Origin of the sequence: Candidatus Erwinia haradaeae (genome assembly GCF_900698955.1) — a bacterium.
Lineage (GTDB): Bacteria > Pseudomonadota > Gammaproteobacteria > Enterobacterales > Enterobacteriaceae > Erwinia_E > Erwinia_E haradaeae_G.
This window is the reverse complement of sequence record NZ_LR217720.1, coordinates 1-12,548: the sequence shown is the minus strand read 5'-3', so window position 1 is coordinate 12,548 and position 12,548 is coordinate 1. Positions and strand designations below refer to the sequence as shown.

Genomic DNA, 12,548 nt, shown 5'->3' with positions numbered 1-12,548 from the left:
TTAGAGATCAATATGTGGATTGGTGTCATCAGTCTATTTCCTCAGATGTTCCGTGCTATTACTGATTATGGAGTCACTAGGCGAGCAATACAGAACAACTTGATTCAATTGCATAGCTGGAATCCACGTGACTTTACACATGATAAACATCGTACCATTGATGGACGTACATATGGCGGAGGTCCAGGAATGTTAATGATGCTCCAACCATTACGAGATGCTATTCGCACGGCTCAAAAGACAGTGGGTCCCAACCATAAGGTGATCTATTTATCACCTCAAGGGCGCACGCTGGATCAAAATGGTGTATATGAATTAGCAAAACATCCAAACCTTATTTTAGTATGTGGTCGCTATGAAGGTATCGATGAACGAGTTATTCAACATGACATTGATGAAGAATGGTCTATTGGTGACTACGTGCTCAGCGGGGGGGAATTACCAGCTATGACACTCATTGATGCAGTAGCAAGATTCTTACCCGGTGTGCTAGGAAAACAAGATTCCGCTATGCAAGATTCTTTTTTTAATGGTTTATTAGACTACCCACACTATACTAGGCCAGAAGTACTAGAGGGAATCCACGTCCCTTCTGTTTTATTGTCAGGGGATCATGATAAAATTCGTCGTTGGCGCCTCAAACAGTCAATCGGTCGTACTTGGCTACGTCGACCAGAACTGTTAAAGAAGCTTGTCTTAACTGAAGAGCAAAAATCATTACTGACTGAATTCCAGAGTGAACACTCTGTAATGCATAAAAAAATACAAGGACTAGACAGCTCCTCGTGGTCTTAACTTATCTACCCACTATCAGAGATAAAGTAATGAGTAATATAATTAAGAAAATTGAAGAAAAGCAACTAAAACTAAATATTCCTATATTCCGTTCTGGAGATTCACTAGAAGTAGTGGTATGGGTATTTGAAGGTATAAAAAAACGCTTACAAACATTTGATGGTATTGTGATCGCTATTCGAAAAAGAGGATTAAACTCTGCATTTACAGTGCGTAAAATTTCTAATGGAGAGGGCTTAGAGCGTGTCTTCCAGACTCATTCCCCTATGATTCATAATATCACTATTAAACGTCATGGAGCAGTACGCAAAGCTAAATTATACTATCTTCGTAAACGTACTGGTAAGGCGGCACGAATAAAAGAACGTTTGTAATAAAAGATGTCTTATCTCATTCTATACATAAGATGCAATCTTTGTACCGTCTTATCCGTTGTACATGGAGATATATAGTCAAAGATGTCAATCAAAACATGCATAAACTATAAAACACAAAATATGAGAAAGTAGTACCTATGCACGCATAATAGGCTCAATAAAATTTAGTCTGATTTAATCTACAGTACGCTATGATAATCCTTAAAAGGTGACGTCAAAAATATACTCACCATTAATTCATGGCATATGAGAAGTATGTCTACTAAAGATAGTATTATCCTATTCATCATTTGACCTGTGCAGCAAATGCATATGCATTTGCTGATAAGCACAACATAGATCAATTATACTCTAGGTATAAAATATTCATGCTTGTGAGATTTCTTCAAAATCACTGAATTTTCCAAGACCTATAGAAATTAGCATTAGCTGGAATTTGAGTATAATATCAGTAAAAATGATGTTTATATGTAGACGTTACATATTCACTTTCCATATAAATAGCAAATTTCTTGTCAATATATATTGATATTTATCGTTATATCTCTTAAAAACCTTTTCTGCGATATCAGATTCTCAAGTTAATATATTCTTCCATTAAGAATCATAACTATATTAAACAGATAAGATCCGATATACCTATATGTAATATATTCATTAGTATGAATATTATGTATAGAATAGCAGTGCGCAAAATAAAGATAAAACACACCATACATAATTACTGCTTTCATCAAAAAACCTATATAATAAATATACGCTATGATCTTTCATCGACTATATTCATACGATGGATATATACCGCACACGCCTCCCTATTTATTTTGTCTTTAGTGGTGTATTGATGAGCACATATTTAGTTGGTGACATCCATGGATGTTATAACGAATTACAATTATTACTTGCGAAAGTAAAATTTAACCCTGATCAAGATAAATTATGGTTAACTGGTGATTTGGTCGCTCGTGGGCCGCATTCCCTTGAAGTCTTACGTTTATTATATCAGTTAAATAACTGCGTAAAACTAGTCTTAGGTAATCATGATCTGAATCTATTGGCTATGTATGTCGGAAAGAGTCGCAAAAAACCAAAAACTCCTCTGAAAAACTTGTTAGAAGCGCATGATATACAATCATTGATCAATTGGCTAAGAAACCAACCTTTATTGCAAATAGATGAAAAAAATAAGATTATCATGTCCCATGCAGGTATCACGCCTCAATGGGATCTCAAAACAGCACGTACATGTGCATGTGAAATGGCAGAAGTATTAAGTGGTGAGTCTTATTTAGAGTTTTTTGAATCTATGTATGAAAACACTCCAAACAACTGGTCACCAGAATTAACCGGCCTCGAACGATTACGTTTTAGCACTAATGCCTTGACACGCATGAGGTATTGTTTTCCTAATGGACAGCTAGATATGGTTGCTAAAACACTACCAAATCGCACCCCTTCCCCACTAAAACCTTGGTTTAGTATACCCAGTCTCATTACAAAAGATTATACAATCATATTTGGCCACTGGGCGGCATTATCCGGAAAAGGACTCCCAAATGGAATTATTGGATTAGATACAGGGTGTTGTTGGGGTGGACATCTAACAGCGCTACGCTGGGAAGACAAAAAAACATTTATACAAACTTCTCTACATATAAAATAAGTTTACATGACCGCGATGGTTAAAATGCTCTCTATATAAAGCATCCCAGTATTGTATTAAATGGAATTACGTAATCTTATTTTATAATTCCTTATAAAACATACGATAAGATTAATAGTATTAATACTATATATGCTTTAATATATTCTTTTTGATCGGTGCGGCTAGCATCATAACTCAGAGGGAATGAAATACCATAAATCATCATACTTATACAAATATGGTTTGATAGCCTTCTTGTCTAATGTGGCCACAGAAAAATAAATATTAAAGTTAAATCATGTCGGTAACAGTAGTATAGACACCTCTCTCTTGTAAGAGTCTTATTAATTATCATTAACTCATACTACAAATAATTTTTATTATATATTATCTATGCTCAATGCATTAATGAGTCAAAGTAAAAACTATATTTAAGTGTTTTTAACCAGCAATATGCTCTTAACAGAGTGAATGATTTTTATCAAAATATACTACTTTTCCTAAACACTGAAGTATATGATAACCTGCTATCCCCTTCTAGTCTCATATAACCTAATTGCTCTTTTACAAGATGCTATTCAATTACATATGGAACGAGTTGGCGCGCTATTTACAATAGAGTAAATATAGCGCATCTCTATAAAATAGAGACATTATTTTAATAAAAAAATCTATGCACAGGTATCCTCGTGTTCAGCGATATTATAGTGAAAAACGTGTGTTTCAGTCACATATCTCTCATAGAATATTTTTTTGTCATTAACACACCTTTCTTCGCTAGAGGACCCTTCCTATAAAATATCACAAGAAGAATCATTATCTGCAGATATACAATATACTCAGTTATTTTATACGCACTCAGTTAGTATAAAATACTCGGATGATCTTATGATGTATAGACACCTAAAGGTTCCAAATGAAAAATAATGATATAAAAACGAACATGTAGACTATATACGATAAAAATTTTTCTTGTAGTACTAAAGGAAACAAATTTTTATTAATTATGATCTTTTCATCATATCAAAAAACTCATCATTCGTTTTGCTCATAGACAATTTATTCATTAGAAATTCCATAGCATCAATTTCACTCATGGGGTGAATAATTTTGCGCAGTATCCACATCTTTTGTAATTCTTCTGGAAAGGTCAATAACTCCTCTTTGCGAGTGCCAGAGCGATTATAATCAATAGCAGGAAATACGCGTTTCTCAGAAATCTTGCGTGCTAAATGCAGTTCCATGTTACCGGTGCCTTTAAATTCTTCATAAATAACTTCATCCATTTTTGACCCAGTATCTACTAACGCAGTAGCAATAATAGTTAGACTACCACCTTCTTCCACATTACGCGCCGCGCCAAAGAAACGTTTAGGGCGATGCAAGGCATTAGCATCAACACCCCCCGTTAAAACCTTACCTGAAGCAGGGACAACAGTATTATATGCTCGCGCTAGGCGCGTAATAGAATCTAATAAAATTATGACATCTTTTTTATGCTCCACTAAACGTTTAGCTTTCTCAATTACCATTTCAGCCACTTGCACGTGACGTGATGCGGGTTCATCAAAAGTAGAAGCGATCACTTCTCCTTTCACCAAACGCTGCATCTCAGTAACTTCTTCTGGGCGCTCATCGATTAGTAAAACCATTAAAACACACTCGGGATGATTATAGGCAATACTTTGTGCAATGTTTTGAAGTAATATAGTTTTGCCTGCCTTAGGCGGAGCAACAATTAAACCACGTTGTCCGCGGCCGATAGGTGCAGCTAAATCGAGCACACGCGCAGTTAAATCTTCAGTAGAACCATTACCACGTTCCATACGCAAACGCGAATTGGCATGTAATGGCGTTAAATTTTCAAAAAGAATTTTATTACGTGCGTTTTCCGGCTTATCATAGTTAACTTCATTAACCTTTAATAATGCAAAATAGCGTTCACCCTCTTTTGGTGGGCGAATTTTACCGGAAATTGTATCGCCAGTACGAAGATTAAATCGTCGAATTTGGCTAGGGGAAACATATATGTCATCAGGACCAGCAAGATAAGAGCTGTCGCTAGAGCGTAAAAAACCAAATCCATCCTGTAGTATTTCTAGAACTCCATTTCCAAAGATATCTTCGCCGCTTTTTGCATGCTGTTTGAGTATAGAGAAAATAATGTCCTGTTTTCGAATGCGGGCCAGATTTTCGAGACCCATATTCTCACCAAGAACAATTAGGTCAGAAACCAGAGTGTTTTTTAAGTTGGTAAGATTCATAATGGTGGATTCTTGTTTCTTAAGCTTGGGGTATATATTGAGTAATTAGTCATCAGTAGCTAGATTTAAAAATCTATGCCTGTGTATTTTATGAGTATGAATTCTCAATTTGAAGTCCGCTCAACGATAGCGTATAGAAAAGTACATATCTAAATAATGAGGCAACGGTCAGAAAATAAAGAAAAGATAGCACACTCCAACCGTCAAATTGCTGAATGTTAGTCAAATTTCAAATGGACAGTCTCTAAGACTAGAGTTTGTCGCACATGTGCAATACAAATAAAGATTACGTCGTACGATGTAAGTAACAATAACACGGTTCGTACTGACCGTCTAGCGGTCAGAGAAAAATTTATTTGATTGTTAGAGGGTTATGGCATACAAGCATCTTACCCACAATGTTCTTGTAGAAAGCCCCTTAGCTGACCTTTCGAAGCAGCACCAACTTTAGTAGCAATCACGTGACCATTTTTAAATAGCAGCAAGGTGGGTACGCTACGAATGTTATATTTTAATGTTACGTCAGAGTTTTGATCAATATTCAATTTCACAACTACGAGTGTTTCCTTATATTCAATAGCCAATTCATCCAGTATAGGAGCAATCATTTTACAAGGATTACACCACTCTGCCCAAAAATCCACTAATACAAGGCCTGTTGCCTGAAGAACCACTCTATCAAAATTTAAGTCAGTTAAATCAGTCATTTTACGCTCCTATGGGCTTAAAGTATCTATGCTACTCCATCAGGGACTATACGAGAGCATCCAATCTAGCATATCTTACTGCCTCCATACCCCTTTGAAGATCAGTATGATGAGGCGATGATGAAGAAAATTTAACAGCGTAGCCAGCATGAGTATCATTAAAATATTGATTAATAGTGAGACACATCAGTGATCTACTCCACTATAGTACATTGTTTAATATTAATAACATATTCAGAGATATAAATTTTCATTGTTAAAAACTCGCATCTTTTAATCAGTGCATCTATTGCATGTGTTATTACAGCAGTAAGTCTACGACTACATGTAGTTTATCACGAAAAAATTAACAGATATAAAAAATCACGGAGATAGGGATGAAAAACCTACCTATTACAAACGAAATAGGTACCATTCACACTTATGAAAATCAATTATGACTGATTTTTAACTTCTTTGACACCATAAAAAGGCGCACGGTTACCTAATGCTTCTTCAATACGGATCAATTGATTATACTTAGCAACACGATCAGATCGACTCATAGAGCCCGTTTTAATCTGACCAGCAGCCGTACCCACTGCAAGATCTGCAATCGTTACATCTTCAGTCTCACCAGAGCGATGAGAGATAATGGTAGTATAACCCGCATCTTTCGCCATTTTAATCGCTGCTAAAGTTTCAGTAAGAGAACCAATTTGGTTAAATTTAATAAGAATAGAATTAGCGACACCTTTCTTAATACCTTCTTGTAAAATTTTTGTGTTCGTTACAAAAACATCATCCCCGACTAGTTGAATCTTACTACCTAAAACTTGTGTCTGGTATGCAAAACCAGACCAATCAGATTCATCTAAACCATCTTCAATAGAAATAATAGGATATTTACTAGCAAGATCTGCAAGAAAATGTGTAAATTCAGCCGAAGAAAAAGCTCTACGATTCTCTCCATGTAGTATATATTTACCATTTTCATATAACTCAGATGCTGCACAATCTATTGCAAAAGCGATATCACGACCCAATTGATAACCTGCTTCTTCCACCGCTTCAGAAATTATATCTAATACATCAAAAGTATTTTTTATGTAAGGAGCATAACCACCTTCATCTCCAACCGTAGTGCTCATGTACTTCAAACGTAATATCTTTCCTAATGCATGAAAAACTTCAGCGCCCATACGGACTGCTTCTTTTAATGTTTTTGCACTAACGGGTTGTATCATAAACTCTTGTATATCGAGATTATTATTGGCATGCTTCCCTCCATTGATCACATTAATCATTGGTAAAGGCATAGAAAATTTTCCAGGCGTGCCATTTAATTCTGATATATGCTCATAAAATGGCATTCCTTTAGAAGCAGAAGCAGCCTTAGCTGTCGCTAAGGAGACGGCAAGGATAGCATTAGCTCCTAACCTAGATTTGTTTTTCGTACCGTCTAGATCAATCATCATACGATCTATATTATCTTGATCTTTGGCATCGTGACCTTTAATAACCTTAGAAATAAAAACATTCACAGCATCAACAGCTTTCTTAACACCTTTCCCTAGAAAACGTGACACCTCGCCATCACGTAATTCTAATGCTTCATGTATACCAACGGAAGCACCGGAAGGTGCAGCTGCAAGTCCTACAAAACCACCCTCTAAGTGTACCTCTGCTTCTACTGTCGGATACCCACGAGAATCAATAATTTCTCTAGAGAGCACTTGAATAATTTTAGACATGCTTACCCCTTCATGCGTATAAGAAAATCAGTGATAACGTATTTTCCACTATGGATACATCATACAAATATGGAGAATTCTTACAGCTATATCTAAAAAGTGTCATTTTTTTGTTTCTGATATAGCATAGCAGCTGTAACAAAACCAATAAATAACGGGTGACCTTCTCTTGGCGTAGAAGTAAATTCTGGATGGAATTGACATGCCAAAAACCAGGGGTGAGAAGGGAGCTCAATAACCTCCACTACCTGATTGTCTCCAGAATGTCCAGTGACATATAATCCAGCTTCTTTAATTTGTGTTAAAAAAATCTTATTTACTTCATACCGATGACGATGACGCTCGATAATGCTATCAGAACCATACAGACGCCGTACTAGGCTATGATTTACTAACTGACACCTCTGACTACCTAATCGCATTGTCCCACCTAGATCACTTTGTCCAGTACGGCGTACGATATTTCCTTTCGAATCATGCCATGAAGTAATTAAATCCACTACAGGGTATCGACAATCCGGTACAAATTCAGTAGAATTAGCATCTTTCATATAGAGCACATTACGCGCAAACTCAATTAACGCCACTTGCATCCCTAGACAAATTCCTAAATAAGGTACTTTATTTTCACGAGCATATCGTGCTGTAATTAATTTACCCTCGACACCACGATACCCAAAACCACCAGGAATTAAAATCGCATCTAAATCTTTTAAAAGATTGACACCGTGAGATTCTATATCCTGTGAATCTATAAGTTTAATATTAACCGTCATACGAATTTTTAATCCGGCGTGTTTAAGAGCTTCAATAACTGACTTATACGCATCTGGTAATTCAACATATTTCCCTACCATGCCTATACGTAGCTCACCATCAGGATTATCCTCTTGGTAAACCACCCGCTCCCACTCTGATAAATCAGCTATTGGCGCATCTAAATGAAAACGTTTACAAATATAATCATCTAACCCCTGCGATTGTAACATACCTGGAATTTTGTAAATAGAATTCACATCTCTTAAAGAAATCACAGCTTTTTCAGATACGTTGCAAAATAGTGCAATTTTAGCACGTTCATTAATTGGCACCGTAAAGCTAGAACGACAAATAAGAACATCTGGTTGAATGCCAATTGATAGAAGTTCTTTTACTGAATGCTGTGTGGGCTTTGTTTTTACTTCACCTGCAGCTGCCATATACGGTACTAAAGTTAAATGAATATACATAGTATTCGAACGATCAACATCAACCGCCATTTGCCGAATAGCCTCTAGGAATGGTAATGATTCAATATCACCAACGGTGCCCCCAATTTCTACTAGTACTATGCCGTAACCCTCACCTCCTTCAATAATATGCTCTTTAATAGCATTGGTAATATGAGGGATAACCTGTACAGTGGCTCCTTGATATTCTCCACGCCTTTCTTTATGTAAAACACCAGAATAAATACGACCAGTGGTACAATTATTACGACGACCCATTCTTGTACGAATAAAACGCTCATAGTGTCCAAGATCCAAATCAGTTTCCGCACCATCACCTGTGACAAATACTTCACCATGCTGTGTTGGACTCATGGTCCCTGGATCCACATTAATATACGGATCTAATTTTATAATAGTAACTTGTAAACCACGTGCTTCAAGAATAGCAGCTAATGAACCTGCAACAATACCCTTTCCTAAAGAGGAGACTACCCCACCAGTTATAAATATATAATGTGTTGTCATGCTTAACCTAAGAATAATAATTCAATCTATATCCAGAAAAAATAACAGTATATATGCAAACTATGAAGAATAGCTATTTCTCTTTGACGGACCTCAACGAAATTCAATTAAGATCATTATCTTTGATGCTTTACCCTAAATAGCCGAATCCTTAACTATAAATGATGGTAAACAGATATTATAAACTAAGCATATTAATTATGTATCCTCAAAAATTTTCCTTTAATTACAAATATGATGTAATAGTTACCGTAAAAGAATTGAAACATGCAATACACTTACTTTTCAACCTCAATACAGATATGTGACAAAAACAAGAACTAATAGACAGTGATAATATATAAATCAATATCAATATACCTACTCTTCGAGAACCTAAAATTCTCACGACTATATTTTCTATAATATCATATATTTTCATTAAAAATGCATATTCTATAGTGCAATCTTTCCATTCAAAAAATAATCCATCATATAAAAAAATAGAATTATATTTTCGTATACCAGTAAAAATAAATCAAAATACTCTAATATTTAGAGTTAATGGCATATACTATAAAAACTTTAGCTTTGTTAAAGAAGGCATCATTAATTAGGATATAGATTAACCAACATTATACGATAGCATCATTATGTCAGATAAATATAATACTATTTACAATATGAGAGGAGTTAATACCATGAGATATGCATTATTAATTTTACATAATGATAAAAATTACTGAAAATAATTAAAAAGCATAAATGAGAATTTAAAATAAAACATTCTGTTAATTTCAGATTTATTTCATCAACTCTTAAAAGTATTTATTTTAAATAAAATTTAATAAATACTAAAAACTAAATAATCAATAAAATTCTTATAATGAAAATCTTCTACTCAAGTAATAATTTTATTAAAACAATATATATAAACTACGAAAATTTCATGTATAAAAATGCAATAGCATCTATACGCTCTATCTAATAGATAGATTGAGTATTTCAAATCTTAAAAGTATGTAAAGCGTTTAAAAGACCTCTTTTTTTTAAAAAAACAATTAAAATAGAAATCGCTGCCGGTGTAATACCGGATATACGCGATGCCTGACCAATTGACTCAGGACGATGATGCTGTAGCTTAACCAATACTTCATGAGAGAGGCCCCCTACTTGATGATAATCGATATTAATAGGGATTAACGTATTTTCATGTTGGATATGCTTAGCGACTTCTTTTTGTTGACGTACAATATAACCCTCGTATTTTACCTGAATCTCTACTTGCTCCATAGCCTCTATATCAGATAACCCACAAAAAAAATTATCTATATGATTTACTAGCTTTTTATATGTCACATCTGGATATCGTAATAACTCTTCACCATTTACCTCCTTAACTAATGGAGATCGCATAAAAGTATTAATTTGAGATGCGTCAAGAGAACGAGGATGTACTCTAAAATCTCGCAACCTCTGACGTTCTTTTTCAATATTTTCTAATTTTTCATTTAAACGTCGCCAACGAATATCACTCACTATACCCAATTGATAACCAATAGAAGTTAAACGTAAGTCAGCGTTATCTTCACGCAAAATAAGGCGGTACTCGGCACGTGCCGTAAACATACGATAAGGCTCAGTAACACCTCGAGTACATAAATCATCTACTAAAACACCTAGGTAAGCTTCATCACGCCTTGGAACCCAACTATCCTTGCCACACACAAATCTACCAGCATTCAGGCCGGCTAATAAACCTTGGGCAGCAGCTTCCTCATAACCAGTAGTACCATTAATCTGTCCAGCAAAAAACAACCCTTGAATATGCTTGCTTTCCAATGTTTTCTTTAAGCCGCACGGATCAAAAAAATCATATTCAATAGCATAACCTGGACGAGTAATAGTCGCGTTACTCATACCATATATCGAACGTACAACTTGAATTTGTACATCAAAAGGGAGGCTAGTAGAAATACCATTGGGATAAATTTCACTACTTGTCAGCCCTTCCGGTTCCAAGAAGATCTGGTGCGCATTGCGATCAGAAAAACGCATAACTTTATCTTCTATTGATGGACAGTAACGTGGCCCAGTGCTCTTAATAGATCCATTATATATTGGACTATAATCAAGACTATCACGAATAATTTGATGAGTCTTCTCATTCGTGTGTGTAATATGACAAGGTACTTGTTGTGGATGCTGCGAAATACCCCCTAAAAATGAAAAAACAGGTAAAGGAACTTGCCCAAATTGCGGAGTTAATATGTTAAAATCAATGCCTCTCATATCAATACGAGGCGGAGTTCCAGTTTTAAGACGACCCACTCGTAATGGTAATTCGCGCAAACGACGAGAAAGCGAAATGGACGAAGCATCTCCCGTGCGACCCCCAGAATAACTCTGCATGCCAACATAAATTTTACCATCTAAAAACGTACCCGTAGTAAGAACAACCGCGTTAGCGCGAAATTTAATTCCCATTTTAGTAAGTACACCAATAACATTGTTCTTCTCAATTAATAGATCTTCTACCACTTGCTGTAATATTAATAAATTTTGTTGTTTTCTTAACGATTCGCAGACTGCCTGACGGTATAATATACGATCAGCTTGCGCTCGAGTAGCCCGTACAGCAGGTCCTTTGCTAGCATTAAGAATTCTAAATTGAATGCCGGATTTATCAATAGCCGCTCCCATTAAACCACCTAGCGCGTCTATTTCTTTCACCAAATGACCTTTGCCAACCCCGCCAATGGCAGGATTACAAGAAAGTTGCCCTAAAGTATCTATGTTATGAGTAAGCAATAGCGTTTTTCTTCCCATTCGTGAAGAAACAAAAGAAGCTTCGGTCCCAGCATGACCACCACCAACAACAATTACATCAAAAGACTCTAAATAAAACATGGCACTCTACTCTCATAGGCCTCAGTAGCATGGGTGTACTATTATCAAAGCATATCCATTACATATTAGCATTCAGTAAATGTAGCACACAAAGGACTCCTCTTGGCAGCACCATGCTTCAAGAAAAGACGATAACTCACACCTCTATTTTAAACATACTACCATAAATACTTCCAACGGAACAAACATCATTGCTAATGTCACTAATGTCACTAATGTCACTAATGTCACTAATGTCACTAATGTCACTAATGTCACTAATGTCACTAATGTCACTAATGTCACTAATGTCACTAATGTCACTAATGTCACTAATGTCACTAATGTCACTAATGTTTAGTTAGGTGTTAATAAAAGAATAAAAATTATTATTATAATAATGCATCATTTTTCTGTGGATAA

At 35.5% G+C, this 12,548-nt stretch carries 10 protein-coding genes; 3 read left to right on the top strand and 7 right to left on the bottom strand.

The window, feature by feature from the left end:
* Positions 1 to 12: 12 nt before the first annotated feature.
* The 3 genes from trmD (at position 13) to apaH (ending at position 2,835) form a co-directional block, all read left to right on the top strand.
* Positions 13 to 795, top strand: coding sequence for a tRNA (guanosine(37)-N1)-methyltransferase TrmD (gene trmD, locus ERCILAFE3058_RS00050; RefSeq protein ID WP_157989472.1), 783 nt, complete (start codon positions 13 to 15; stop codon positions 793 to 795).
* Positions 796 to 824: 29 nt separating this feature from the next.
* Positions 825 to 1,169 carry a 50S ribosomal protein L19 gene (gene rplS / locus ERCILAFE3058_RS00045; RefSeq protein ID WP_157989471.1) on the top strand — a complete coding sequence of 115 codons (345 nt, stop codon included), beginning with the start codon at positions 825 to 827 and terminating at the stop codon, positions 1,167 to 1,169.
* 847 nt (positions 1,170 to 2,016) lie between these two features.
* Positions 2,017 to 2,835: a bis(5'-nucleosyl)-tetraphosphatase (symmetrical) ApaH gene (apaH, locus tag ERCILAFE3058_RS00040; RefSeq protein WP_157989470.1), complete on the top strand. Its 819-nt coding sequence runs from the start codon at positions 2,017 to 2,019 to the stop codon at positions 2,833 to 2,835.
* Positions 2,836 to 3,821: 986 nt separating this feature from the next.
* Here apaH and rho read toward each other — a convergent pair.
* From rho to ERCILAFE3058_RS00005, 7 genes are all read right to left on the bottom strand, one after another.
* The gene (gene rho / locus ERCILAFE3058_RS00035) at positions 3,822 to 5,081 is read right to left on the bottom strand and encodes a transcription termination factor Rho (RefSeq protein WP_157989469.1); all 1,260 of its coding nucleotides are present in this window, start codon (positions 5,079 to 5,081) and stop codon (positions 3,822 to 3,824) included.
* 389 nt (positions 5,082 to 5,470) lie between these two features.
* Positions 5,471 to 5,788 carry a thioredoxin TrxA gene (gene trxA, locus ERCILAFE3058_RS00030; RefSeq protein ID WP_157989468.1) on the bottom strand — a complete coding sequence of 106 codons (318 nt, stop codon included), beginning with the start codon at positions 5,786 to 5,788 and terminating at the stop codon, positions 5,471 to 5,473.
* Positions 5,789 to 5,834: 46 nt separating this feature from the next.
* Positions 5,835 to 5,975 carry a hypothetical protein gene (locus ERCILAFE3058_RS00025; protein WP_162297979.1) on the bottom strand — a complete coding sequence of 47 codons (141 nt, stop codon included), beginning with the start codon at positions 5,973 to 5,975 and terminating at the stop codon, positions 5,835 to 5,837.
* A 247-nt stretch (positions 5,976 to 6,222) separates the two neighbouring features.
* On the bottom strand, positions 6,223 to 7,521 hold the full coding sequence (gene eno / locus ERCILAFE3058_RS00020; RefSeq protein WP_157989467.1) for a phosphopyruvate hydratase: 1,299 nt from the start codon (positions 7,519 to 7,521) through the stop codon (positions 6,223 to 6,225).
* Between the two features lie 92 nt (positions 7,522 to 7,613).
* Complete coding sequence (locus ERCILAFE3058_RS00015) at positions 7,614 to 9,257, bottom strand: CTP synthase (RefSeq protein WP_157989466.1); 1,644 nt, start codon at positions 9,255 to 9,257, stop codon at positions 7,614 to 7,616.
* A gap of 984 nt (positions 9,258 to 10,241) precedes the next feature.
* Entirely contained in the window at positions 10,242 to 12,146 is a 1,905-nt protein-coding gene (gene mnmG, locus ERCILAFE3058_RS00010) for a tRNA uridine-5-carboxymethylaminomethyl(34) synthesis enzyme MnmG (protein ID WP_157989465.1), read from the bottom strand.
* 144 nt (positions 12,147 to 12,290) lie between these two features.
* Positions 12,291 to 12,467, bottom strand: coding sequence for a hypothetical protein (locus ERCILAFE3058_RS00005; protein ID WP_197730474.1), 177 nt, complete (start codon positions 12,465 to 12,467; stop codon positions 12,291 to 12,293).
* Positions 12,468 to 12,548: the final 81 nt, after the last annotated feature.